The 24,903-nt window shown below is 65.8% G+C and carries 23 protein-coding genes; 2 read left to right on the top strand and 21 right to left on the bottom strand.

Annotated features, from left to right (window positions below; translation table 11 throughout):
- Positions 1 to 47: 47 nt before the first annotated feature.
- The 10 genes from ACTAQI_RS18445 to ACTAQI_RS18400 form a co-directional block, all read right to left on the bottom strand.
- The gene (locus ACTAQI_RS18445) at positions 48 to 1,013 is read right to left on the bottom strand and encodes an alpha/beta hydrolase fold domain-containing protein (RefSeq protein WP_457947797.1); all 966 of its coding nucleotides are present in this window, start codon (positions 1,011 to 1,013) and stop codon (positions 48 to 50) included.
- A gap of 134 nt (positions 1,014 to 1,147) precedes the next feature.
- A complete protein-coding gene (locus ACTAQI_RS18440; protein ID WP_457947796.1) occupies positions 1,148 to 1,630 on the bottom strand; it encodes a hypothetical protein in 483 nt (160 codons plus the stop codon).
- Complete coding sequence (locus ACTAQI_RS18435) at positions 1,627 to 4,092, bottom strand: molybdopterin oxidoreductase family protein (RefSeq protein WP_457947795.1); 2,466 nt, start codon at positions 4,090 to 4,092, stop codon at positions 1,627 to 1,629. The genes ACTAQI_RS18440 and ACTAQI_RS18435 overlap by 4 nt, the downstream gene beginning before the upstream one ends.
- 141 nt (positions 4,093 to 4,233) lie before the next feature.
- Positions 4,234 to 5,250, bottom strand: coding sequence for a bile acid:sodium symporter family protein (locus ACTAQI_RS18430; protein ID WP_457947793.1), 1,017 nt, complete (start codon positions 5,248 to 5,250; stop codon positions 4,234 to 4,236).
- 125 nt (positions 5,251 to 5,375) lie between these two features.
- Positions 5,376 to 6,935 carry an o-succinylbenzoate--CoA ligase gene (gene menE / locus ACTAQI_RS18425; protein ID WP_457947792.1) on the bottom strand — a complete coding sequence of 520 codons (1,560 nt, stop codon included), beginning with the start codon at positions 6,933 to 6,935 and terminating at the stop codon, positions 5,376 to 5,378.
- A gap of 7 nt (positions 6,936 to 6,942) precedes the next feature.
- Complete coding sequence (locus ACTAQI_RS18420; RefSeq protein WP_457947790.1) at positions 6,943 to 8,268, bottom strand: MFS transporter; 1,326 nt, start codon at positions 8,266 to 8,268, stop codon at positions 6,943 to 6,945.
- 151 nt (positions 8,269 to 8,419) lie between these two features.
- Positions 8,420 to 8,875: a MaoC family dehydratase gene (locus tag ACTAQI_RS18415; RefSeq protein WP_457947788.1), complete on the bottom strand. Its 456-nt coding sequence runs from the start codon at positions 8,873 to 8,875 to the stop codon at positions 8,420 to 8,422.
- Between the two features lie 42 nt (positions 8,876 to 8,917).
- Positions 8,918 to 10,132, bottom strand: coding sequence for an acyl-CoA dehydrogenase family protein (locus ACTAQI_RS18410; RefSeq protein WP_457947786.1), 1,215 nt, complete (start codon positions 10,130 to 10,132; stop codon positions 8,918 to 8,920).
- Between the two features lies 1 nt (position 10,133).
- On the bottom strand, positions 10,134 to 11,024 hold the full coding sequence (locus ACTAQI_RS18405) for an amidohydrolase family protein (protein ID WP_457947785.1): 891 nt from the start codon (positions 11,022 to 11,024) through the stop codon (positions 10,134 to 10,136).
- Between the two features lie 2 nt (positions 11,025 to 11,026).
- Positions 11,027 to 11,968 carry an SDR family NAD(P)-dependent oxidoreductase gene (locus tag ACTAQI_RS18400; RefSeq protein WP_457947783.1) on the bottom strand — a complete coding sequence of 314 codons (942 nt, stop codon included), beginning with the start codon at positions 11,966 to 11,968 and terminating at the stop codon, positions 11,027 to 11,029.
- 134 nt (positions 11,969 to 12,102) lie between these two features.
- Here ACTAQI_RS18400 and ACTAQI_RS18395 point away from each other — a divergent pair, with 134 nt between their 5' ends.
- Positions 12,103 to 12,570 carry a MarR family winged helix-turn-helix transcriptional regulator gene (locus ACTAQI_RS18395; protein WP_457947782.1) on the top strand — a complete coding sequence of 156 codons (468 nt, stop codon included), beginning with the start codon at positions 12,103 to 12,105 and terminating at the stop codon, positions 12,568 to 12,570.
- Between the two features lie 223 nt (positions 12,571 to 12,793).
- On the opposite strand, the gene ACTAQI_RS18390 is transcribed toward ACTAQI_RS18395, so the two are convergent.
- The 4 genes from ACTAQI_RS18390 to ACTAQI_RS18375 all read right to left on the bottom strand — a co-directional run bounded on the left by ACTAQI_RS18390 (position 12,794) and on the right by ACTAQI_RS18375 (position 16,141).
- Positions 12,794 to 13,042, bottom strand: a complete 249-nt coding sequence (locus ACTAQI_RS18390; RefSeq protein ID WP_457947780.1) for a hypothetical protein — start codon at positions 13,040 to 13,042, stop codon at positions 12,794 to 12,796.
- A 127-nt stretch (positions 13,043 to 13,169) separates the two neighbouring features.
- Entirely contained in the window at positions 13,170 to 13,811 is a 642-nt protein-coding gene (locus ACTAQI_RS18385; protein ID WP_457947779.1) for an RraA family protein, read from the bottom strand.
- A gap of 17 nt (positions 13,812 to 13,828) precedes the next feature.
- Positions 13,829 to 14,818 (bottom strand): hydroxyacid dehydrogenase, encoded by a 990-nt coding sequence (locus tag ACTAQI_RS18380; protein WP_457947777.1) that lies wholly within the window; start codon positions 14,816 to 14,818, stop codon positions 13,829 to 13,831.
- A 9-nt stretch (positions 14,819 to 14,827) separates the two neighbouring features.
- Positions 14,828 to 16,141: an MFS transporter gene (locus ACTAQI_RS18375; protein ID WP_457947775.1), complete on the bottom strand. Its 1,314-nt coding sequence runs from the start codon at positions 16,139 to 16,141 to the stop codon at positions 14,828 to 14,830.
- A 157-nt stretch (positions 16,142 to 16,298) separates the two neighbouring features.
- Here ACTAQI_RS18375 and ACTAQI_RS18370 point away from each other — a divergent pair, with 157 nt between their 5' ends.
- Complete coding sequence (locus ACTAQI_RS18370) at positions 16,299 to 17,891, top strand: IclR family transcriptional regulator (protein WP_457947773.1); 1,593 nt, start codon at positions 16,299 to 16,301, stop codon at positions 17,889 to 17,891.
- Between the two features lie 102 nt (positions 17,892 to 17,993).
- On the opposite strand, the gene ACTAQI_RS18365 is transcribed toward ACTAQI_RS18370, so the two are convergent.
- The 7 genes from ACTAQI_RS18365 to ACTAQI_RS18335 all read right to left on the bottom strand — a co-directional run bounded on the left by ACTAQI_RS18365 (position 17,994) and on the right by ACTAQI_RS18335 (position 24,828).
- Positions 17,994 to 18,818, bottom strand: a complete 825-nt coding sequence (locus tag ACTAQI_RS18365; RefSeq protein WP_457947771.1) for a class I SAM-dependent methyltransferase — start codon at positions 18,816 to 18,818, stop codon at positions 17,994 to 17,996.
- 64 nt (positions 18,819 to 18,882) lie between these two features.
- Positions 18,883 to 20,112, bottom strand: coding sequence for a D-mannonate dehydratase ManD (manD, locus tag ACTAQI_RS18360; RefSeq protein ID WP_457947769.1), 1,230 nt, complete (start codon positions 20,110 to 20,112; stop codon positions 18,883 to 18,885).
- Between the two features lie 45 nt (positions 20,113 to 20,157).
- Entirely contained in the window at positions 20,158 to 21,168 is a 1,011-nt protein-coding gene (locus tag ACTAQI_RS18355) for a sugar kinase (protein WP_457947767.1), read from the bottom strand.
- On the bottom strand, positions 21,165 to 21,842 hold the full coding sequence (locus ACTAQI_RS18350) for a bifunctional 4-hydroxy-2-oxoglutarate aldolase/2-dehydro-3-deoxy-phosphogluconate aldolase (protein ID WP_457947765.1): 678 nt from the start codon (positions 21,840 to 21,842) through the stop codon (positions 21,165 to 21,167). The genes ACTAQI_RS18355 and ACTAQI_RS18350 overlap by 4 nt, the downstream gene beginning before the upstream one ends.
- Before the next feature lie 5 nt (positions 21,843 to 21,847).
- Complete coding sequence (gene dgoD, locus ACTAQI_RS18345) at positions 21,848 to 22,996, bottom strand: galactonate dehydratase (protein WP_457947763.1); 1,149 nt, start codon at positions 22,994 to 22,996, stop codon at positions 21,848 to 21,850.
- A 9-nt stretch (positions 22,997 to 23,005) separates the two neighbouring features.
- Positions 23,006 to 23,878: a carbohydrate ABC transporter permease gene (locus ACTAQI_RS18340; RefSeq protein ID WP_457947762.1), complete on the bottom strand. Its 873-nt coding sequence runs from the start codon at positions 23,876 to 23,878 to the stop codon at positions 23,006 to 23,008.
- Complete coding sequence (locus tag ACTAQI_RS18335) at positions 23,875 to 24,828, bottom strand: carbohydrate ABC transporter permease (RefSeq protein ID WP_457947760.1); 954 nt, start codon at positions 24,826 to 24,828, stop codon at positions 23,875 to 23,877. The genes ACTAQI_RS18340 and ACTAQI_RS18335 overlap by 4 nt, the downstream gene beginning before the upstream one ends.
- Positions 24,829 to 24,903: the final 75 nt, after the last annotated feature.

The raw sequence follows: 24,903 nt of genomic DNA, 5'->3' as shown, positions 1-24,903 counted from the left end.
TCAGGTCTGCTCCGGGGCGCAGATGGCCCCGGCACGGTGGTGGAAAATCAGTGCTGGTTTGCCTGGCGGCGGAAGAAATCGATGGTGGCGGCAGTTGCCTGTCCCGCCGCGGCGTTGCTGCCGTCCGGCAGTTGCCACATGTGGTCCGCGTCCTCCAGCAGGAGAAGTTCGACGGCGGTGCCCGCACGTTCCAGGGCTTCGGCAAGGCTGGTGGACTGCGCCACCGGGACGAACCGGTCCGCCGTTCCATGGATGAGGAGGAAGGGCGGCGCGTCCGGGTGAACGTAGGTCACCGGGCTGGCGGCGCTGGCCCTGTCCGGAGCATCGGCCGGCTGCGCACCGAGCAGCAAGGATTCGCGGGAGCCGGGATCATCGGCGCGGGCCACGGCGTCCGGCCGCGCCTGCGCCCCCATCCGCAGCAAGTCTGTGGGCGGGTACCAGGCCGCGACGGCGGCAACCTGGTCATCACCGCCAGGGCCCCGCGTTCCGGCTGGCGCACCGAACGCGGTGGCTCCAGCCGTCAAGCCGAGGAGGCTGGCGAGGTGCCCGCCGGCCGAGTCACCCCAGGCGTAGATGCGGCGCGGATCCACCCCGTACTCAGCGGCGTGGGCACGGAGCCAGCGGACAGCTGCCTTTGCGTCCAACAGCTGGGCCGGAAAGGTGGCCACGTCCGTGAGCCGGTAGTCCGCGGAGGCCACCACGAACCCGGCATCCGCCAGCTGTTCGATGGGGCTGAGGCCAAAACCGTCCACGCCGGGCCCCAGCGAGGAACGCTCCCCCGTCCGCCAGCCGCCGCCGTGGAAATGGATCACGGCAGGCCGGCCACCTTGGTCCCGGCCCGCCGCACCGGCGCCGGGAAGGTAGAGGTCCAGCAGCAGCGGATCCGCGTTCTGTGGCCGGGCGAACTCGATGCCCCGGAGGATCCGCAGTGCCGTCATCGTTGACTCCATGTGTGCCGCGCCGTTTCTGTCCTGTGTAGCCGGGAGCGGGCCAATTGGGGGGTCCGCGTTCATGGACTCAACTCTGGGCCATCGACGGGCCCCGACGCGCTGCCGGTTTCACTGAATGAAACTAGTTCAGGGGCGGTCCCGGGGCATGCGGCTGCTGGGAAGATCGTGCGGCTGCTGGGAAGATGCAGTGCGGAAGATCAGCTGACCAGGACCTGCGTGGCGGACTCCTTCAGCTTGCCGTTGGCCCACTTCATCTGGCGGATGGTCTGCGGATGGCACTTCTCGGCCAGGGCCAGCAGTTTCCTGTCCTTCATCCCCTGGGCGGCCTGGGCCAGCAGCTCCCAGTCCGCAGAGACCCCGCAGGTCTTCAGGTAGAGCTCCCGTAGGTCCCGCAGCAGCAGCATCCCGGTTTCGGGACGCCGGCCCACCATCTCGCTGCCCTTTTCCCGGAGGGCTTCCATGAGCCCCGCTTCGCCGCGCGGTTCCGGATCCAGGTCCTGGCCGTAGTTCCCGGCGATCGCCGCGATGTCCCGCACGTGCTGCTGGGACCAGCGCGCCAGGTCGCGGGCCAGGTGGTAGATCTCGTGGTCCACTTTGTGCCGCTCCGAGATGACCAGCAGGTGGTGCGCCAGGTCGTTCTCGGAGCGGTGCATTTCCTCAAGTACAAGCCCGAATTTCATCGTGCCCCTCCTGCCGTTCCGGTGGCCTCATCCGCCAGTGCGGAGGCGATCCCCTTGGTCCTGGCCTCTTCCGGGAAGTCCCCGGCCGGAGCCGACGCCGTGGTGGTGGGCGCCGGGGACGGCCCGTCACCGCCTGACACACGGGTAATGCGTGCCGCCGCCGTCTTGAAGATGGGCTGCTTGGAGGCGGCGTCCCAGTCTGTGATGGTCAGTTCGTTGGCGGCCCTGCCGGCCCCGTCCGGCTGGTGGCCGCCGCGAGTGTCCCAGTATCCGTAGTGGAACGGCAGGAACAGGACCCCGTTCCGGATCCCGCTGATCCGCACCTTGGCACGGACTGAACCACGCGGCGTCTCCACCTCCGCAAGGTCGCCCTCGGCAATCCCGTACGCGCCGGCGTCGTCCGCTGACAGCTCCACCCACACGTCAGGTGCGGCCGCCTGCAGCTCCGGCGTCCGGCCCGTCTTGGTGCGGGTGTGGAACTGGTAGAGCGTGCGGCCGGTGATGAGCTGCAGCGGAAAGTCCCGGCTGGGCAGCTCGTGCGGCGGCATGTATTCGGCGGCCTTGATGATGGCCTTGCCCTCCGGGTTCAGGGCCTTGTATTCGGACGGCTCCACGGGCGCGCCGGTGATGAGGTCGCGGCCGTAGGTCTCGCAGTACTCCGGGTGCGCCCAGAACTTTCCGTCAGCGTAGATGCGTTCGGTGCCGTCCGGATTCTGCTCGTTGCACGGCCACTGGATGCCGGAGCCGCCGCGCAGCTTGTCATAGGTGATGCCGGTGTAGTCGCAGGGACGGCCGCGGGTACATTCCTTCCACGCTTCGAAGGCGGACTCGGGATCGTGCCACTTAATCAGCGGCTGCCCGTCCTTGTCCTGCAGGCCCATCCGGTGCGCGTAGTCGATGAAGATGTCAAGGTCCGGACGGGCCTCCCCGGGCGGATCCACTGCCTTCTCCGACAGGTGCACCGTGCGGTCCACGTTGGTGAAGGTTCCCGTCTTCTCACCCCAGGTGGCGGCGGGAAGGACGACGTCGGCCAGCTGGGCGGTCTCGGACAGGAAGATGTCCTGCACCACCAGGAACAGCCGCTCCTGCTCCAGGATGCTGCGGATGCGCGCCAGCTCTGGCAGCGATACGGCGGGGTTGGTGCCGCTGACCCACAGCATCCGGATGGAGCCGTCCTCCGCGTATCGCATCATCTGCATGACGTGGGTGGGCGGCGAGTAGTGCGGGATGGACATGGGATCGATGTTCCAGACCCGGGCCAGGTCCTGGATGTGGGCATCGTTGGACCAGTTGCGGAAGGCGGCGAGGTCGCCGTCGGCCCCGCATTCGCGGGTGTTCTCCGCGGTGGGCTGGCCGTTCATCTGCAGGATGCCGCAGCCGGGCTTACCCAGCATGCCGCGGATGATGTTCACGTTGTTCACCTGGACCGCGGCGGCCGTGGCCTGGTTGGACTGGTAGAAACCCTGCAGCACCGTGGACAGCAGCCGCTCCGCGTGGCCGATGATGTTTGCGGCCTCGGAGATCTGCTCCGCCGGGACCCCGCAGATTTCCGCCACCAGTGCCGGCGGGTAGTTCTTGACCTCTTTTTCGAGCTCGGAGAAGCCCACCGTGTGGGCGTCGATGTACTCGTGGTCCACCCAGCCGTTGGCGATGATTTCGTGCAGGATGCCGTTCATCAGGGCCACGTTGGTGCCCGGCCGCGGGGCCAGGTGCACGGTGGCGGCCCTGGCCACGGGCGTCATCCGCGGGTCCACACAGATGATCTTGGGCGGGTTGGGCCCAGCCAGCCGGTCCAGCATCCTGGTCCAGAGGACGGTCTGGGTTTCCGCCACGTTGTGCCCGTACAGGGCGATCACGTCCGCGTGGTCCACGTCCGTGTAGGAGCCCGGCTGCCCGTCGCAGCCGAAGGATTCCTTCAGCGCCTCTCCTGCAGTGGCCGTACACAGGCGGGTGTTTCCATCAACGTGGTTTGTGCCGATGCCGCCGTGTGCCAGCGTCCCCAGGGTGTAGTACTCCTCGGAGAAGAGCTGGCCGGTGGTGTAGAAGCCGATGGCGCTGGGGCCCTGCTCGGCCAGCAGCGCCTTGGACCGGTCCACCACGCGCTGCATGGCGGTGTCCCAGTCCGTTTCCACCAGCTTCCCGCCCTCGCGGATCAGGGGCTTGGTAAGCCGGTCCGGCGAGCCGTTCGCCTGCCAGCCGTACAGGTCCTTCGGTCCCAGCCGGCCGTGGTTGACGCGGTCCACGGCCCGTCCGCGCACGCCGACGATCTTGTTGTCCTTGACGGCGATATCCATGGCGTCGCCGTTGGAGTGCAGGAGCGACGCCGTCTGGACCCACCTGTCCACGTCCTCCGGGGCCACCCCCTCGGCCAGGTGGGTATCCACCCTGACCGGCCAATCACCGCCGCTGCCGTACGGCGTCCTTGTCCCCCATGGTTCAGCTATTCGGTCAATCCGAGCCATCTGTCCATCTCCTTGTAGGAACTGGCGGGCAGCGTCGAAGCGACGTTGTCCCATCGGGTCCTATACCCACAATCGGCAGGTGGAAACGGGCTGGTTACGGGCTGTGGGGGATGGCGGCGCTGGTCAGGCCTGCGTTCCTGGCTAAGCCTGCTCTTCCTGGAGCACGCGCTTGTCCCGCAGCGGACGCCGGGCGAGCCAGGCGGCCACGATGGCACCGGAGATGTTGTGCCAGAGCGAGAAGACCGCGGAGGGCAGTGCGGCCAGGGGCGTGAAGTGGGCGGTGGCCAGCGTTGCTGCCAGGCCGGAGTTCTGCATGCCCACTTCGAAGGCGAGGGCGCGGCGGGCTTTGTCGTCCAGGCGGCCCAGTTTGCCGGCGAGGTAGCCAAGGCCCAGGCCGAAGCCGTTGTGCAGCACCACGGCGAGGAACACGATGGCCCCGGCCTCGATGATCTTGTTGGCGCTGCCGGCCACCACGATGGCCACGATCAGGGAGATCACGACGGCGGACGCCCACGGCAGCGCGGGCAGCACCTTGGCGACGAGCTTCTTGAGGAAGAGCCGGGCGAGGAGGCCGGCAACCACCGGCAGCAGCACGGTCTTGACGATGTCCAGGACCATCCCCGCGGCATCGATCTGGAGGTAGGAACCGGCCAGGAACAGGACCAGCAGCGGCGTGACGATCGGGGCGATCAGGGTGGACACGGAGGCCACCGCCACGGAGAGGGCAACATCGCCCTTGGCCAGGAAGGCCATGACGTTCGAGGCCGTGCCGGAGGGTGCGCAGCCCACCAGGATCACGCCGACAGCAAGTTCAGGCGGGAGGTTGAGGGCGCCCGCGATCAGCCAGCCGGCGCCGGGCATGATGATGTAGTGCGCCACGATCCCCAGCGCCACAGCCCAGGGCCGCTTGGCCACCGCTGCGAAGTCCGGCGGAGTCAGGGTCAGGCCCATGCAGAACATGATGATGCCCAGCAGGTAGGGCACGCTGGGGGCCATGGGTTTGAAGACTCCGGGGAGCAGGAAACCGAGGATGCCTGCGACGACCACCAGGATGGGGAACACGGTCACCGCGATGCGGGCGATCCTGCTTTCCGCTTCGAACGCGGGGTTGACGGGTGTCCCGTCCGGGGACTTCTGGGGTTTAGTTGCCTCAAGCATCCAATAATGGTGGCACCGGCTGGTATGGTTCCGCCAATTGATGACCGTGAACGGTAACAACGGCGGAACCATACTGCACGGGAAACTCCGGCGGCAGGAAACGTGAACGGCAATCGGCCCGGCAATCAGAGCTGCTTGCGGAGCTCCATCTTCCGGATCTTGCCGCTGGCCGTGCGGGGCATGTCCGCCACCACCACCAGGGACTTGGGGATCTTGTAGCGGGCCAGCCGGCCGTCCAGGAAGCTGCGCAGCTGTTCCTCCGTCAGCGATCCCCCTTCCCGCAGGGTCACGATCGCCTGGGGGACCTCGCCCCACTTGTCATCACTGACGCCGATGACCGCCACACTGCTGACGGCACCGTGCTCCGCAATGACGGCTTCCACTTCGGCCGGGTAGATGTTTTCCCCGCCGGAGATGATCATGTCCTTGAGCCGGTCCGAGACGAACAGGAAGCCTTCCTGGTCCCGGTAGCCCATGTCGCCCGAGCGGAACCAGGCCCCGTCCGCGTAACTCGCAGCAGTCGCTTCCGGCCGGTTCCAGTACTCCCTGATCACGTTGGGGCCGGCGATCTGGATCTCCCCCACTTCGCCGGGGGCCACTGCGCCGCCCATGGGATCGGCGATCCGGACGTCGGTGAAGAAGTGCGGCAGGCCTGCCGAGCCGGCCTTTTCACGGGACCGCTCCACGGGAAGCATGGTGACGCCGGGGGCTGTTTCGGTCATGCCGTAGCAGCTGGTGAAGCCGACGCCGCGGTCCTCGTACGCGTCCAGGACCCGGCGCGGAATGGCCGAGCCGCCGCAGGTCAGCTTGTCCAGGGAGCTGAGGTCCGCCGCCGCCCATTCCGGATGCTCGCAGAGCAGCTGGAACGTAGTGGGCACGCCGTTGAGGGTGGTCACCTTGTGTTCCTGGATCAGCTCCAGGACCCTGGCGGGATCGAACTTGGCCTCCAGCACCACGGTGGCACCCTTCAGCAGCATGGGCAGCAGGCCCATGTCCAGCGACGCCACATGGAACAGCGGCGAGATCATCAGCGCCACATCATTGCGGTTCAGGTCCATGTCCACGATGGTGTTGATGCAGTTCCACGTGATGTTGCCATGGGTCAGCAGGGCGCCCTTGGGCTTGCCAGTGGTCCCCGAGGTGTACAGGATCATGGCGCCGTCGTCATGGCCCACCGGTACGTCGATGGGTTCGGCCGGCGCTGCCTGCAGCGCCTCCCCGTAGTTTTCGACGGCGCAGTGGTCGACGGCGGAAGGTGACGTGGCGGCGGAAGGTGCCGTGCCGCCGTCGGCCGTTACAACGAGGCGGTGGGTGACGGCCGTCCCTTCCAGCGCGGCGCTGGCGGATGCCTCCAGGGCTCCGGCGTTGACCAGGAGCCGGGCGCCGGAATCCTGCAGCTGGAACTGCAGTTCAGGCGGAGCGAGCCGGGTGTTGAGCGGCACGAAGATGGCGCCCAGGAGGCCGCAGGCAAAGAACGTTTCCACAAAGGAAGGGTGGTTCTCGCCCAGGTAGGCTACCCGGTCACCCTTTGCCACTCCCCTGTCGCGGAGCGCGTTGGCCAGGCGGTCTGCCCTGTCAGCCAACTCTTCGTAGCTCAGGGCGCCGGCACCGGACAGGAGGGCTGTCTTGCCACCCGACTTCCGGCGGCGGCGCTGCAGCCAGGATCCAACTCCGTTGTTGTCCATGGTTCTCCTAACGGACCGTGGTGAGGTCGTTGTTCTTAGACTCCCGCGTCAGGGCGATGAAGACAATCGAGACCAGTGCCATGACGGACAGGAACACCACCACGGGAAGGATGCTCTGCCCGGAGTCCTTGTAGAGCCCGGCGATGATGCCCGGGGTGAAGCCCGCGCCGATGAGGGTGGCCAGCTGGTAGCCGACGGCGGCGCCGGTGTAGCGGGACGTGGTGCCAAACTGCTCGGAGACGAACGCTGCCAGCGGCCCGTACAGGGATGAGTGCAGGATCAGTGCCACGGTGAAGGCCACGAAGACGAGCCCCACGTTGCCGGAGCCCAGCATGCCGAACATGGGGAACAAGTAGGCGATGAACAGGGCCAAACCCGCGATCATGACCGGGCGGCGGCCGAACCGGTCGGACAGGCGGCCGCCCAGCAGGACGAAGATGATGGAGATGGCGGAGGCTCCCGCGAACGCGTACAGCACACCCTGCTGCGGCGCCCCCTTGGACACGGCATACGTCACCGAGAACGTGGGCAGCACCACCTGCAGGCCAAACCCGGCGGCGCCGGCGAACATAATCATGATCAGGGCCTTGGGCCGGCGCAGCACGTCCAGCAGCGGAATCTTGCGCTTCGCACCCTGGGCGTCTTCCTTGGCCACGGCCTCGGCGAAGATAGGGCTTTCGGAGACCCGGAGGCGGACGAACATGCCCACGATCAGGAGAACGAAGGACAGCAGGAACGGCACCCGCCAGCCCCAGGCCAGGAACGCATCCTGCGGCAGTGCCGAGAAGGCGCCCATCACCAGGGTGCCCAGCACGGCACCCGTGGGGGCGCCGGCGTTGACGAACGAGGCCGCGAAGCCGCGCCGCCTGGGGTCGGCGTGCTCCAGCGCCATGAGCGCGGCCCCGCCCCATTCACCGCCGACGGCGATGCCCTGGCAGACGCGCAGCAGCACCAGGATGACGGCGCCCCACGGCCCGATCATGCCGGCGCCGGGAATCAGGCCAATGAGGGTGGAGGCGATGCCCATCATGGCCATGGAGATGATCAGCATCCCCTTGCGGCCCACCTTGTCACCGAAGTGGCCGAAGATCACCCCGCCCAGCGGCCTGGCCACGTACCCGGCGGCGAAGGTGGCGTAGGCGGCCACGACCCCCACCCATTCGTCCGTTCCGGTGAAGAAGACCTTGGGGAAGGCTACTGCTGCGGCGGTGGCATACAGCAGGAAGTCGTAGAACTCGATGGTGCTGCCCAGATAGCTGGACAGGATGACCGTGCGCGCTTCCTTGCGCTTGGCGGCCGTGCCCGCAGGTGCGAGCGTGGTGTGTCCGGACATGGCTGTTCCTAGGGACGGAGGGATGGGGGTACGGAGGGAAGGGTTTTTGGGGTTGCCTGCGGAGGCGGCGCCGTGCGGTACCGCCCGTGTTGAAAAGGGGTTGCTGCTGGGGGCCGCTTATTTGTAGAAGCGGCCTACCTGTAGAAGCGGCTTACTTGTAGAAGCGGGCCAGGAATTCGGCGACGACGGCGGGGCGTTCCTGGCCTTCGATTTCGATGGTGGCGTTGACCTTGATCTGGGCGCCGCCCTTGACCTCGGTGACGTCGGCGATGGTGGCCTGCATCCGGACTTTGGACCCGACCGTGACGGGTGAGGTGAAGCGGACTTTGTCCAGTCCGTAGTTGACCTTGGTGGTGACGCCGTCGACGTCGAACAGCTCGCCCCAGAACGGGATGATCAGCGAGAGCGTGAGGAAGCCGTGGGCGATCGGGGCGCCGAAGGGGCCGTCCTTGGCGCGTTCGGGGTCGGTGTGGATCCACTGGTGGTCGTCGGTGGCGTCGGCGAACAGGTTGATCTGTTCCTGGGTGATTTGGCGGTAGTCGGTGGTGCCGAGGTCCTTGCCGGACAGGGTGAGCAGGGTGTCGAAATCGACGACGAGAGTGGGCATCGTTGCCTCCGGGAGTTGTTCGTTGGGTGGGGAAAACGGGGTTCAGCGGGTGAAGGCGCTTTCGCCGGTGAGGGCGCGGCCGATGATGAGGGCGTTGATGTCGTGGGTGCCCTCGTAGGAGTAGACGGCCTCGGCGTCGGCGTGGAACCGTGCCACATCTGTGGCCAGGGTGATGCCGTTGCCGCCCACCACTTCGCGGGCCAGGGCCACGGTGTCGCGCATGAACAGGGACGTCTGCATCTTGGCCAGGGCCGAGTCCTGGTCGCGGTAGATGCCCTTGGCCTGCTGTTCGGTGAGCCGGACCACCAGGGACAGGCTGGCGGTGACGTTCCCCAGCATGCGGGCCAGTTTCTCCTGGACCAGCTGGAAGGAACCGAGGCTGCGGCCGAACTGTTGGCGCCCGTTGACGTAGGCGAGGGCGGCTTCGAATGCGCCGGCGGCGATGCCGGTGGCGATCCAGGCCACGTCCGAGCGCATGGCCCTCAGCATCGCCGCGACGTCCTTGAAGGAGTTCACGTTGTGCAGGCGCATCGACTCCGGGACGCGGACGCCTGTCAGGGTGATGTGGGCGTTCTGCATCATCCGCAGCGAGGTCTTACCTTGGATTTTTTCCAGGCTGACTCCCTGGGCGGTGCGGTCCACGAGGAAGGCTTTGACCTGCCCGTCGGCGGCATCCCGGGCGAACACGGCCAGGACGTCAGCGGTGGCGGCGCCGCCGATCCAGCGCTTGGCACCGTCCAGGATCCAGCTGCCGTCGCTTTCACGACGGGCTGTGGTGGAGAGTCCGCCGGCGATGTCCGAGCCGGACTCGGGTTCGGTCAGTGAGAAGACGCCTTTGAGCGAGAAGTCGATGACTTTGGGCATCCACTCGCGCTGTTGCTGTTCGGAAGCGCCGACGCGGATGGCGGTCCGGAACAGGCCGGCCTGCGCTGTATACCAGGTGGCCAGGGAGGCGTCGGTGCGGGCAAGTTCGAAGATTCGGAAGCCCTGGTAGATGCCCCGCGCTGGCCCGTCCACAGTGAGTTCAGTGGGTTCCATGAGGTCCAGGTCGATCAGCGGCCGGGCGAGCTGCTGCGGGAACTCGCCCCGTTCCCAGTACTCGGCCAGCAGGGGCTTCGCTTCGCGGTCCAGGAAATCCCTCAGCCGGGCCAGGACCCGGCACTCGTCCTGGGTGAGCAGGGACTCGGCGTCGTACCAGTCCGCTGCGGAGTACAGCCGGGCACCCAGGCCGGGTGCCGTCGTCGTCAAGCTGTTCATCTTAGCCACCCAGCCCCAGGAGGCGCACGGCGTTGTCCTTGAGGATCTTGGGCCGGACTTCGTCCTTCAGCGGGAGGTCCGCGAAGGCGCCCAGCCACTTCCGCGGGGTGATCAGCGGGAAGTCGGTGCCGAACAGCACCTTGTCCTGCAGGTACGAGTTGGAGGCCTTCACCAGGGACTCCGGGAAGTACTTGGGCGACCAGCCGGAGAGATCGATGAAGACGTTGGCCTTGTGAGTGGCAATGGAGTTCGCCTCATCCTGCCACGGCACGGACGGGTGGGCCATGATGATCTGCAGGCCCGGGAAGTCCGCGGCCACGGCGTCCAGGAGCAGGGGGTTGGAGTAGGCCAGCTTGATGCCGAAACCGCCGGGAAGGCCCGCGCCCATGCCGTTTTGGCCGGTGTGGAAGATGGCGGGCAGGCCCAGTTCCTGGAGGGTTTCCCAGAGCGGGTAGAAGCGCTCGCTGGAGGGGTCGAAGCCCTGCAGGGAGGGGTGGAACTTGAAGCCGCGCGCGCCGAGTTCGATTGCCTGGTGCTTGGCGCCAGCGATGGCGTCCTTGCCCGTGCGCGGATCGACGCTGCCGAACGGGATCAGGACGTCATTGTTCCGGGCGGCACCGGCGATGAGTTCGGGGATGCTGTTGGGCTCGTGCTTGAGCTGGGTGCGGGCGTCCACGGTGAAGACGACGGCGGCCATGTTCAGTCCGCGGTATACCTCGGCGATGCGGTCCAGGGACGGGGTGCGGTCCTCGGCCTTGAAGTATTTGGCCGAGGCCTCGGTGAGAGCCTCCGGCAGGGAGCCGTGCCCGCAGCTGTCCACCTCGAGGTGGACGTGCATGTCGATGGCGTCGAGTTTCGCTGGGTCGACGCCCAGCTCATAACGGTCAGCCATGGTCAGCGGGCCTCGGCCGGCTGCGCGGGCTTGAGCTCTTCGGGCAGGGGCAGGAATTCCTCGCCGTAGCCCTGGAGTGTTTCCGCGGTGAACAGCTGGCCGGCGTTGTCCTGCAGCGCCTCGTAGCTCCAGCCGCCTTCGCGGTATTCGGTGGTGGCAGCTTCCGGGTGGGTCCAGACCTGAAGCCGGTCACCGCCGGCGCCGATAGCCTGGCCGGTGATGTTGGCGGCCTCGTCGGAGGCGAGGAAGGCAACCAGCCCGGCGACGTCGTCGGCCGTTCCAAAGCCAAGGTCGTGGCGGAAGAAGGACGGCATGGCTTCACCGCGCTCGTCCGCCTCCACTGCCTTCTGGAAGTACGGCACGGTCTTGGTCATGGCCGTTGCGGCCACCGGGATGACGCTGTTGACCGTCACGCCCGCCTTCTTCATTTCCAGGGCCCAGGTGCGGACCATGCCCACGATGCCCGCCTTGGCGGCGGCGTAGTTGGTCTGGCCGAAGTTGCCGCGCTGGCCCGTGGGGGACCCGATGGTGATGATGCGGCCCTGGATGTTGTTTTCCTTGAAGTAGGCGAAGGCTTCCCGGACGCAGGTGAAGGTGCCTTTGAGGTGGACGTTGATCACCAGGTCGAAGTCCTCATCGGTCATCTTCAGGATGCTCTTGTCCCGCAGGATCCCGGCGTTGGTGACCAGGATGTCCAGCCGGCCGAACGTGTCAACGGCTCCGGCCACCAGGGCCTTGGCGGCGTCCGTGGTTCCCACCGGGACAACCACGGCGGTGGCCCGGCCGCCGTCGGCCTCGATCTGCGCCACGGCCTGCGCGGCCGTCTCAGCGTTCACGTCGTTGATGACGACGGCGGCACCCTGGCGGGCCAGTTCCCTTGCGTAGGCGAGGCCGAGGCCCTGCCCGCTGCCGGTGACGATTGCAACCTTGCCGTTCAAGCTCATGGCCTGCTCCTTCGCATGCGCCGGCCGAAGCCGATGGGGTGGTCCCACTGCGGTGTGAGATCCTTGTTGAATTCAATGAAAATACGGATCATTGAAAAAGTCAACGATTGTTTTTTACCAGTACCGGAGTTGTGATGGCCACCTTGGGCACAGACGTTCAGACCCCGCGCCTTGCGGCCGCCAGGATCGGCAGTGATGTGGGCCTGCTGCTGGCCAAGCTGCATGCCGCAGGTTCGGTCCTGAACAACAAGGCACTGGCCGACTTTGGCCTGCGCGAGCGGTCCTTCTCCGTCCTGACGCTGGCATGCAGCGGGCTGGAGCCGACGCAGCGGGAACTCGCCGATTTCCTCAGCCTGGACCCCAGCCAGGTGGTGACGCTGGTGGACGACCTGGAACGGCGCGGCCTGGTGGAACGGGCGCAGGGCAAGCAGGACCGGCGCGCCAAGATCATCGTTTCCACGGCCGAGGGGCGCAAGATGCACACCAAGGCACGCGCGGCCCTGGACCAAGCGGAGCTGGACCAGCTGGCCGGACTTTCCGACAATGAGTCGCAGGAGTTGAAGCGGCTTTTGCGCAAGGCACTGTGGGGCGCGGCGGAGTAGGGGCAGCCTGCGTTCATTGTCCCCGAGGAACACAATTCGCAGCCTGGACAAGCGGGACAATCACAGGCTGCTCTGCGGTGCCTCATAACTAACCGGCGAATCCCAGCGGTGCCTGCACCACAGGAATTCGCCTGCCTCAAAACCCAAGCATTACGAGACGCCAGTAGGTGGCACTCTTTTGCCTGGTGGACCACTGACATCCGCTGTTCTTGTCGGCCCTGGTCTATGGGCGCCGGGCAGGTGGTGTTGGTCTGAAGATTTGGCTGGCGGTCATGCGGTAGCTGAGCTCGCCGTTGAGCTGTTGTGGAGTAACCCATACTTCGTGGCCCTGAGAGGCCTCAAACATTTGGCGGGAGTTCTTGCTGTCGGCGGCGATCCAAAGCGCAGAGGAGTCCGGCATGGCGTCTTCGACGAAGCCGCTCCTGATCAGTTGGCCTTTGTGGCGGATTTCCACCAGAGCGTTGATCAGCATTGACCACTCAACGTGTCTGAGTGGGTTTGCCGGGTTTAGTGTCATTGTTTTCCAGATGTTTAAGTCAGCAGTGGCGGCGGTCCGGGTGTGCCGGGCCGCCGCCACTGCTTGAGTCGGACGGGTGCCTCTAGGGGGCGACGTGTTCTGTGATGCGGGAGCGGATCTGGCGTTCGAGGTTCTCCTGGCCGGGGAGGGCCTGGAGGGTTTCGTTGAGTTCTGACTGCGGGATGACGACGATGCCGTCCTGGTCGCCGATGACGACGTCGCCGGGGTTGCAGACGACGTTGCCGCAGGCGATCGGCTTGCCGACATAGCCAGGTCCGTTCTTGGAGGGGCCGGCCGGGACGACGGCGCGGGCGAACACTGCGATGCCCATGTCGTTCATTTCTTCGACGTCCCTGACGGCGCCGTCGATGATGACTCCTCTAACGCCTTTGTGCAGGCAAATTTCAGCGAGGATTCCGCCGAAGACGGACCGGTTGGTCACGCCGTTACCGGCGATCACCAGCACGTCGCCTGGTTTGGCTTCATCCAGGCCACGGTGGATGGCCAGGTTGTCGCCTTCCCAGGTGTGGATGGGCAGTACAGTGCCTGCAAGGCGGGTGCCGGGGGTGAGGCAGCGGATGTCGGCGGACATCATGTCCATGCGTTTGCGCACGTCCCCGATCAGTGCCGGCGGGTAGGCGGCGAGGGACTGCACGATGTCCCGGGAAGGGCGGGGCCATTCGGGGTAGACGGCGATGTTGTCTGCCGGAGCGTTGATATACACGTGGTTCCTTGATCGGGTTAGACGGCGAGCTTTTGCAGGTCGTTGGCGTTGACTGGAAAGGTTGGTGTGTTGCCGGCCAGCACCGTCTTGACCTCGGCCCAGGATTTCGTTCCGGCTTCGAGGAACGCTTCCTGGGTTTGTCCGGCTATGTGCGGCGTAACGATGAGGTTTGGTACTTCTCTCAGGGGAACGCGGGTGTGGGCCAGTGGATCCTTCATGTCGGTGCTTTCGGCTTCGAGGACATCCAGCGCTGCGCCGGCAATTTGTCCCTCTGTGAGGGCATGGACGAGGGCGTCCTCGTCGATCAGCCCACCTCGTGAAGTGTTGATGAGCACTGCCGTGTTTTTCATCCGGCCCAGTTCGCGCGCGCCGATCATGTGCTGGGTGCCCGGTAGCAGCGGCGCGTGCAGGGTGATGATGTCCGCACTGTCGTAAAGGGTGTCCAGTTCGACCAGGTCTGCTCCTGCGGCTGCGGCGTCCGCGGTGGTTGTGACCGGGTCTGAGGCAAGGATCCGCATCCCGAAGCCTTGGGCGATCGCGGCGACGCGTTTGCCGATGGCACCGAATCCGATGATGCCGATCGTGCGTCCTGAGAGTTCGAACCCGATCAGGTCGGCTTTGCTTTCGGACCAGTTGCCGGCCCGGACGCGGTCCGCGGCGGCGCAGACCTTCCTGGCTTCAGCGAGCAGAAGCGCGAAGACGTGCTCAGCGACGGCGTTGCTGTTGGCCCCTGGTGTGGTGGTCACCCAGATACCGTGTTCGGTTGCTGCGTCAATATCTACGTTGTTCGTGCCGACACCGTGGCGGGCGATGATCTTGAGCCGGGGCGAGGCTTCGATAATCTCGCGGGTGAAGTTTTCGGCTCGGAGGATGACCCCGTCGATGCTGTCGCTGACGCTGAGGTAGTCGACTTTGCTGGGTCCGAAACCGAGGTGGACGGTGGCCGTGGCCTGGATGTCGGTGAGGACGTCCGGGTGGATGGGGTCCGAGATGTAGATGCTGGTCAAGGGGATGGCCTATCGGTAGAGGTGTTCGGAGGTTGCGTCGTTTTTCTTGACCGTGAGTCCCACTACGAGGAGTCCGAGCAGGCCGGCGCCTACCAGGACGAAGGCGGGGACGAAGGTGTTTCCGGTTTGGTCGATCAGCCAGGTGGCGAAGTAGGGGCCGGCTCCGCCGCCGATGACAGCGCCGACGCTGTGGCCGAAGGCGACGCCGGTGTGCCGGATGCGGGTGGGGTAGAACTCAAGCATGGAGCCGTAGGTTCCGGCTTGGCAGAGGGCATAGGGGATGATGCCGAGGCCGAGTCCGAGCAGTGCCAGCGCGAAGGAGTGCTGGTTCATCAGGGCAAAGGACGGGATCGAGATGACGGCGTAGGCGATATAGGACCAGAGGAGAACTTTGCGGCCGCCGATCCGGTCGCCGAGCTGGCCCGCGAACGGGATGACCAACGCGGCAAACAGTACTGCCAGTAGGACAATGGTGGCCGCTTCGCTCTTCTTGAAGCCAAGGACTTCGCTGAAGTACACCGCGACGAACACCGTGCCGATGTAGGTGCCAAGGTTCTGGACCAGCGAAATGGTGGTGACCTTGGCAAGGGCTTTCGGGTATTTGCTCAGGACTTCGCGGAACGGCTTGTCGGCGGTGCTGTCTTTGGTCTTGATGGCCGTGAATTCAGGGCTGTCTTCAACTTTGAGCCGCAGGATCAGGCACAGGATGCCCAATGGAAGCGCGAGCAGGAACGGGATGCGCCAGCCCCACTCGGTCATGACAGCGGCAGGCATTGTTGCGGCGGCGATGGCCGCCAGGCCGGCGGCGAGGCCCTTACCGAGCTGGGCGATGGAGGGGATCATCGAGACGTATAGCGAACGCTTGCTCGGTTCGGCCCACTCCCGGATGTACGCGGCGGCACCGCCGATTTCACCGCCCGTGGAGAAGCCCTGCAGCATGCGCAGGATTACCAGGAGGATCGGGGCCAGGACGCCGATCTGCGCGAAACCAGGCAGTAGGCCGGTCAGCGTGGCTGCAGCACCCATGCAGGTGATGCTGGCAATGAGGCTGTAGCGGCGTCCCCTTTTGTCACCGAGACGGCCGAAGAAGACCGCGCCCAGTGGGCGGACGACGAAGGCCGAACCAAACACCAGCAACGTGTCCAGCAGCGACATCAGCGGGTCCTTGCCGGGGAAGAACACCGTCGCCAGGGTCGCGGCGACATAGCCGTACACGCTGAAGTCGTAGTACTCGATGAAGGTTCCGAAGGCGGCAACGCCGGTCGCCTTCTTGGCTTTCTTGCGCCGCGCCAGATCCGGGGCGGCCAATGTGGGGGTAGTCATTCGAAGACCTCTCTGTCTACGATGTTAGAAAAATGGGACGATGTCTCATTTGCGGGGCCATTTAAAGCATGCATGTGTTCCAGGCCACTGTCAAGTGGTGTTCCGCGCGGGCGCGCATTCTGGATGCTGGGCTCTCTGGGCGTGAAATACTGCCGGTATGGAGGAACAGGATCCCCAGGCAACGCAGCGCGATGGCTCCAAAGAAGTGGTCTCGGTCCTCGAGGCTGTCATCGGCCGCGCCGGCTACGGCTGGGGCGTGCGGGAGCTCGCCGAAGAGCTGCGCGCCAGCAGGAGCACGATCAACCGGATCCTTGGCCGCCTCGTGGAAGAACGGCTTGTTTCCCGGGACGCGGCGGGGGCCTACATTCTCGGGCCCCGCCTGAAAGTCCTCTCCAAAGCACTGCAGCAGGGGCACCCACTCTTCACGGAAGGCTCCCGCATCCTTTCACGCTTGAGCCGGGCTTCCGGAGCGACCGCCCTGATGGCGGTCGAATCCGGCAAGCCGGAAGAATGCTTTGTGCTGGCATCGCTGGAACCTGACGCCCCCGTCCGGTACACGCTGACACCAGGGTCCAGGGTCCCCACCCATGCCGGCGCACTGGGACTGGCCATCCTGTCGCGCCGGGGGACGGCCGGGTTGCCGGGGCAACTGAAGAAATACACCGAAGCTTCCATGGACAGCCGGGAACGGATCGAAAACGCCCTCCAGAGCTACGCCTCCACCGGTGCGGTGGTCAGCATAGGACAGCACATCCCGGATGCCGCCGGCATCGCCGTCCCATTCACCCTCAATGACCACCTGGTGGGCTCACTTTCCCTGTCCAGGCCACGCAACGAGTTCACGGAGGCGTCCATCAGTCCAAGCGCAGAAATGCTGTGCGGCGCCGCCAGGGAACTTGAGGCTCTGCTTCAGTCCCAAAAAGAATCAGCTCCAACCTCAGATGTGCTCCCGGCCGAGTCCTCCGCCCTGATTGATCGGATCGCAGCCATCCTGACCACGTTCTGTGGCCGGCCGCTGGCCAAACTGACCCTCTCGGGTTTTTCCTCCCTGTGGGGAACGCGATCAGTCGCGACGCGTCGTCTTGTCGAATCCGCCTGTGAGGTGGGGCTCATAACAAGATTGGACGAACGCACCTGGAGTATCGGCCCCACGCTGCTCCGCTGGTCCGCGGCCCTTGGCACCAACCACGAACTGTCTGAAATCGTGGACGAAGACCTCCTGTCCCTCAGCGAACAGACCGGTGAAACCATCACACTCACCCTCTACGACTCCCAGGAAGTAAGAGCTCAGATCGCACGATCACTCGTCGGCGCCCGCAATGTCCGATACGTCCTGGAAGAAGGGGCCGAGACGCCGCTTACAGCCGGAGCAGCGGGCAAGGCCATCCTCGCCTACCTACCGCAAACCATCAGCGCAAGGATCAGCAGTGAAGCCGGCATCCAGGTAGAAGAACTCGAGCGTGTCCGCTCCCAAGGCTGGGTTGCCACCAACAGCGAAAGAGTCCCCGACGCCCACGGAATAGCTGCCCCCATCTTCATTAACGGCGCCATCAGCGGATCAGTCACAGCCACCGTTCCCAACCACCGCATCGCCGGAACCCCAGCCGAAGAACTTACCGCCGCCGTCGTCCAAGCAGCACACCGGCTCAGCCGACTACTGACCACGGACCCGCAGGCGCCGCCAGGCCGCGAAGAATCCGGACCAATAAAACCGTCGGAAACCCGGACACCGTCGACCATTGCCGGGTAGGGGTTCAGGCTTAGGGGCCGCGGGACTCCTCCAACCCCATCCGAGTCCAGTGTCTCGAAACCTCCCCGCCTCAAAACACTAGGGTTACTAGACGCCCACGTGTCACGACGGCTTCGAGCACACAAACATGACGGTCCGGATGCGCCGCTCGGCGAGGTTCGCCACCTGGTTGGCCGTCATTTGCGCGAAACTGTCGCCCAGGAAGGTCGCGAAAGTCACGGGCGGCGGCCCGTCCCGTTGGATCCGGGCGAGCATCTGTTGGAACCAAGCGAGGCTCTCGTCCGAGGAGTCGATTTCGGAGACGACATCGAAACCTGCTGACGGGAGGAGCTCGCGCATCTCTTCCAGGGTGGCGGGAAAGCTTGTCGAGGAGTCATTGGCCCACGGCACCGGGTAGTGCACTTCGCCGCCTTCACCCTGCAGGACGTCGTAAACCACGAACCTGCGGCCCGGTCGAAGGACACGAAATGCTTCCGCGTACAGCGCGTGCTTGTCGGGAATGTTCATGGCCACATGCATGGTCAGTGCCGCATCCACAGACCCGTCGGGAAGGCCGGTGGCTGTTGCGTCCCCAATTTGGAAGCGGGTGCGGCCGGACAAGCCTGTCCACTCCGAGAGCGCCGTCGCTACCTGGCAGAATTCCGGCGTGAGGTCGATCCCTGTGACCGTGCACCCGGTCAACTCGGCGAGCGTCCGTGCGGGGCCTCCCAGTCCGCTGCCGAGGTCAAGCACGTGGGAGTCGGGACTGAGGGCGAGTGCCTCGATAATTTCCAGAGTTGCCCTTCGGCCACGGATGTGGAACTCGTCAACAGCAGCGAGATCGGCCGGCCGCAGCGTTGTGCGGTCCACACCGGCCGCGTCCAGGGCAGAGCCGATGGCCGCCAAAAGTCTCCCGGGGCCGGTGTAGAAGGCCGAGATCTGGTTCATTGCGCCATCCTCACACCGGGTGACCGCGGGGTCAACGGGAAGCGCCTGCCAGCCGCGGCCTGCCTTACCAGTCGTGGACGGTGCCGTCGACCAGGCGGTTGTAGGGCAGGTAGGCCTGCTGGTAGGGGTACGCTGCGGCGGCTTCTTCGTTGAATTCGACGCCGATCCCGGGCTTGTCGCCCGGGTGCAGATACCCGTCGGAGAAGGTCATGGACTGCTCGAAGACCTCGTTGGTCTTCTCCGAGTGCTGCATGTACTCCTGGATCCCGTAATTATGGATCGCCAACCCCACGTGCAGCTGCGCCGCGAAGCCCACCGGGGAAATATCCGTAGGCCCGTGGAACCCGGACTTGATCTGGTACTGCGCAGCGAAATCCATGACCTTCTTCAACGGCGAAATCCCGCCGAAGTGCGTGGACGCCGCCCGGACATAATCGATCAGCTGTTCCTTGATCAGCGTCTGGAAGTCATACACGGTGTTGAAGATCTCCCCGATCGCCAACGGCGTGGTGGTGTGCTGGCGGACCAGGCGCAGCCCCTCCTGGTTCTCCGCCGGCGTGCAGTCCTCCAGCCAGAACAGGTCATACGGCTCCAGCGCCTTGCCCAGCCTCGCCGCCTGGATCGGCGTCATCCGATGATGCCCGTCATGCAGCAACGGGAGCTCCGGGCCGAACTCATTCCGCACCGCCTCAAACACCGTCGGCAAATGCCGCAGATACGCCCGGGTGTCCCAGTCCTCCTCCACCGGGAACGCACCCCGCCCGGCCGGCTCATAGTCATACCGCTCCCCCGACGCCTGCGCCTGCGCCGCCACCCCATACACGGCCTTGATCCCCGGCACCGCCGTCTGAATCCGGATCGACTTGTACCCCAACTCCAAATGCTCCCGCACCGAATCAAACAACGACTCAATATCCGAACCCGACGCGTGCCCGTACGCGCGCAACCCGTTCCGCGACGCACCACCGAGCAGCTGGTACACCGGCAGCCCGGCCACCTTGCCCTTGATATCCCACAACGCCATATCCACCGCAGCGATCGCCGCCATCGTCACCGGACCACGCCGCCAATACGACGACCGGTACAGGAACTGCCACGTATCCTCAATCCGGTGCGGATCCTTCCCGATCAGCAACTGCGCCACATGCTCCTTCAAATACGCGGCAACAGCCAACTCACGCCCATTCAACGTGGCATCACCAATCCCGGTCACACCATCCTCCGTAGCAATCCGCAACGTCACGAAATTCCGGGACGGACTGGTAACAAACACCTCGGCGGCAATGATCTTCATGGTTGGCTTTCGGGTCGATGGGGAATTTTGGTGGTGGGGCAAGGGTTAGCGCTGGGTGCTGCCCCGGGCTGCGTCGAGCAGGGCCAGTTCCTCGCGGCGGGGCAGGCCCTCCCAGTCGCCACGGGTGCTGACGGCGAAGGCCCCGGCCAGGATGCCGCGGTGCAGGCGTGCGGGGACGTCGTCGCCGTCGAGCAGGGCTGAAAGGTAGCCGGCGGTGAACGCGTCCCCGGCCCCCACAGTGTCCACGCAGGTCACGGCGATGGCCGGGGCTTCGAGAAGGCCTTCCGCTGTATGGACTGCTGCCCCAGCGGCGCCGCGCTTCACCACGACTTCGCTGACTCCCAGCTCCAACAGGCACGCGGCCGCATGGGACTCAGCTGCCGCGGGCGCTGCCGGTCCGCTCCCCTCGCGGGGCGGGGCAACCAGGTCAAGTTCGTCGTCGGACGCTATGACGATGGTGGCGTGCCGGGCCAGCGGGCCAAGCACTGCCTTTGCCTGGTCGCGGGACCAGAGCTTGCTCCGGTAGTTCACATCCAGGGAGACCACCATTCCGTCCGCCGCAGCCCGCTCGGCGGCGTATTCCACCGCATCCCGGGCTTCCGGGCTGAGCGCCGGCGTGATGCCGGTCAGGTGCAGGATCCGGGCCCCGCCATCCAGGGCGGCAGCAACCTGGCTGCGCGAGATGGAGGACCCCGCCGATCCGGCGCGGTAGTAGAAGGCCCTGCTGAGGTCGGCCGTGCGCTGTTCCAGGAACATCACGCCGGTGCTCCGCTCCGGGTGCACGCTGTGGTGCAGTTGGACGCCCTCGCCCCGCAACTGCTTGAGAATGAACTCGCCGTGCGGGTCCGCGCCCACCGCCCCGGCCCAGGCAGCCGTGTGGCCAAGCCGCGCGACGCCGATGGCCACGTTCGATTCCGCCCCGGCCACCTGCATGTTCAGGAGGCCGCCGTTCACCAGCGGGCCGGCGGACCGGAGCGAGACCATGGCCTCGCCGAAGGTCAGCAGGCCCACCGGGTGCGGGCCCGGGTTGTGCCCAGCCGCGGCATCAGCAGTCATGAAGCGGTCCCGGTCCGCGCGGTGAAATCGGCGGCGAGGCCCAGGAATGCACGGGCACGGTGGCGCATTTCGGCGAGGTCGCCGCCGGAGGCAGCCGTGCCAAACAAGGGACCGCCCAGTCCCACCGCGATGGCACCGGCCTCCCAGTAGCCGGCGGCTTCGCCGAGCCCTACGCCGCCCACGGCGATGAAGGGGATGTCCGGGAACGGGTCGCGGACGGCTTTCAAATAACCGGGGCCGCCAATCGATGCCGGAAAGAGTTTGACGGCGGTGGCGCCGCGTTCCATCGCCTCGTACGCCTCGCTGGGCGTCAGCGCGCCTGCCAGGACCGGGATGCCGGCACTTGCTGCCTCGCTGATCGAAGGGGCCAGGGAAGGCGTCACGATGAACTGGGCACCGGCTGCGGTGACGTGTTCGACGTCGGCCTCGCTGAGAACGGTGCCCGCGCCAACCAGGCAGCCGGCCGGGGCAGCCGCGCGAACCTCGCGGATGGCCTCCAGCGCATCGGGCGTGGTGAGGGCGATCTCCACGTACTGGAAGCCTTCGTCCATCGCCGCCAGCGCGGCCTTGGCGGCAGCACCGCCGTCGTTCCCGCGGACAATGCCGACAAGGCGCGCCTGCCGGATGCCGGCCAGAAGGCTGGCGGAAGTATCAGCTGAATTCCGGGACGTCATAGGGTTCACCATTCTGCGAAGGATCCGTCGGGGTGGCGCCATACCGGCCCGCGCCAGGCATGGCCGCGTTTGTCAGCTGCGCGGACCACGGCCTCGTCGATGTTGACGCCCAGCCCGGGCCCGGTGAGCCGCTCGATGTGTCCGTTCACGAACTTGAACGGCGTCTTGTCCACCACATAGTCCAGGACTTCGGCGCCCTGGTTGTAGTGGATGCCGATGCTTTGTTCCTGGATGAGGAAGTTGGGCGTCGCGAAGCCCACCTGGAGGCACGCGGCGAGCGCCAGGGGCCCCAGCGGGCAGTGCGGCGCCAGCTGGACTTCATAGACTTCGGCCAGGGCGGCGATTTTCCGGACCTCGGTGATGCCGCCCGCGTGCGAGAGGTCAGGCTGCGCCACCGCTATCCCTGCCTGCAGGGCGGGCAGGAACTCCTGCCGGTTGTAGAGCCGCTCCCCCGTGGACACTGGCGTGGTGGTGGAGGAGGTAAATTCCCGGAGCAGGTGGGTGTTTTCCGGGACCACCGGCTCTTCGAGGAAGAAGGGCCGGAACGGTTCCAGCAACGGAGCCACCCGTTTGGCGTTGGCCAGGCTGAAGCGGCCGTGGAAGTCGACGGCGACGTCCCGGTGGTCGCCCAGGACCTGCCGTGCCGCGGCGACCCGGCGGATGACGCCGTCGATCTCGGCCACCGATGCCACCGGGCTCATCCGTCCGCTGGCGTTCATTTTGACGGCGGTGAGCCCCACCTCCAGCTGGGCGCTGATCTGGTCCGCCACCTCGTTCGGCTCGTCGCCGCCCACCCAGCCGTACATCCGGATCCGGTCGCGGACGTGGCCGCCCAGGAGCTGGTGCACCGGGGTGTTGAAGTGCTTGCCGGCGATGTCCCAGAGGGCCTGGTCCAGGCCGGAGACGGCGCTGGCAAGGATAGGACCGCCGCGGTAGAACGAGCCCTTGGTCATCACCTGCCAGTGATCTTCGATCCGCAGGGCGTCCCTGCCGATGAGCAGCTCCGAGAGTTGTCCGACGGCGGCGCGCACCGTCTCGCTGCGGCCCTCGCAGGTTGCCTCGCCCCACCCCACGATTCCGCTTTCGGTCTCGACCCGGACGAAGAGCCAGCGGGGTGGAACAAGGAATGTTTCGATCCGGCTGATGACGGTCACGCGGCGGTCCTAACCCTTGGTTGCGCCGGCGGTCAGGCCGGAGACGATGTACTTCTGCGTGAAGAGCGCAATGATCATGATGGGGATGGTGACAACGGTTGCCGCGGCCATCAGGCCGCCCCAGTCGATGCTGGCGTAGGAGACGAAGTCGAAGATCGCCACCGGCAGGGTCTTGGTCTTGGCGCCGGAGAGCACCAGGGCGAACATGAAGTTGTTCCAGGAGAAGATGAAGGACAGGATGCCCGCCGTTGCGATGCCGGACACCGCGAGCGGAAGCGTGATCAGCCGGAAGGCACCGATCGGCGTGAGCCCGTCCACCTCGGCCGATTCCTCCAGCTCCAGGGGCAGTGAGTCGAAGTAGCTCATCATGATGTACACGATCAGCGGGAGGGCCACAAACATGTGGCTGAGGATCAGCACCTCGAACTTCCCCACCATCCGCAGGTTGGAGAAGACGTAGTACCAGGGCACCAGGAGCGACACGCCAGGGATGACGCGGGCCATCAGGACCACCAGCGCGGAGCGGTGCATGGTGAACCGGCTCATGGCATAGGCCGCCGGGACGCCCAGGACGATTGACAGTGCCGTGGAGACGAAGGCAACCCAGAAGCTGTTGAAGATGAACACGAAGTAGTTGTTGCGCTGCAGCACGTTGGCGTAGTTCTCGAAGGTGGGCGAGAACACGATCGCCTTGGCCGTGTCATAAATGTCCACGTTGGTCTTGAGGGACGCCAGGAGCATCCAGAACAGCGGCGCGAGCAGGAACAGCACCACGAGGATGAGGGCAACAACCCGGAAGACCTTGTAGGCGCGGGTGGCAAGCGGTTTGCGGCGCCGCGGCGTCCGCTTGCCGGTAGTGGTGGAATCTGTCATGACGGTCATTTGCTTACCGCTTTCTTGCGCATGGTGAGCAGCCACATGATGCCAATGATGATCATGAAGAACAGGATCAGAACGGCGGAGGAGAGCCCGTACTGGTTGTAGTCGAAGCTCAGCCCGTAGGCGTAGACGTTCAAGGTCTCCACTTCGTGGAACGAGCCGCCGCCCTTGCCCTTGGTGGCGTAGAGGATGTCGAAGGTCTTCAGGGCGTCAATGCCCCGCAGCAGAATGGCGACGATCACGGTGGGCATCATCAGCGGGAGGGTGATGAAGAAGAACCGCTGGAAGGCGTTGGCGCCGTCCACACGGGCGGCCTCGTCCGGTTCATCGGAGAGCGAGGTCAGTCCGGCCAGCAGGATCAGGACCACCATGGGGGTCCACTGCCACACGTCCATGAAGATGGTGGTGCCCAGGGCGGTGTCCTGCCCGGACAGCCACGGCTGGGGCGGGATCCCCACCATGCCCAGGAGCTGGTTGGCGAAGCCGATGTTGGGATCGAAGATCAGCCGCCACATCATGCCGACCGCCACGGGGGTGGCCACCAGCGGCAGCAGGATGGCCACGCGGACCCACTTTTCACCGCGGAAGGGCCGCCACAGAAGCAGGGCCACGCACATACCCAGCACCACTTCGAAGGCCAGCGCGACGCCGGTGAAGGCCAGGGTGCGGCCTACGGCGGGCCAGAAACGCTCGGTGTCGGTGAGGACCGTGATGTAGTTCTGCAGCCCGATGAAATCCGTGGCGGCCCGGACGGAGCCCTGGGAGTCGGTGAGGCTGAGGTACACGGTCCAGGCCAGCGGGAAGACGATCAGGACGCCGACGAAGATCATGGCCGGGGCGGCGAAGAGCCATTTGCGGTGCCGGTTGGCCCAGGCGGAGAAGTGCCCCCCAGCGCCGACGGGCCCACCGGGCCGGCGGGTGCGGGCGCTACGGGGAGGGTTCAATACAGACATGGTTCACCTAAGGAGTTTGGGGGTGAAGTGGGCCGCGCCGGGACGGCTTTGGGAAGCCATCCCGGCGGGAGGTTG

It is taken from the genome of Pseudarthrobacter sp. alpha12b, from assembly GCF_054130495.1.
This window is presented reverse-complemented; position numbering and strand designations above follow the sequence as displayed.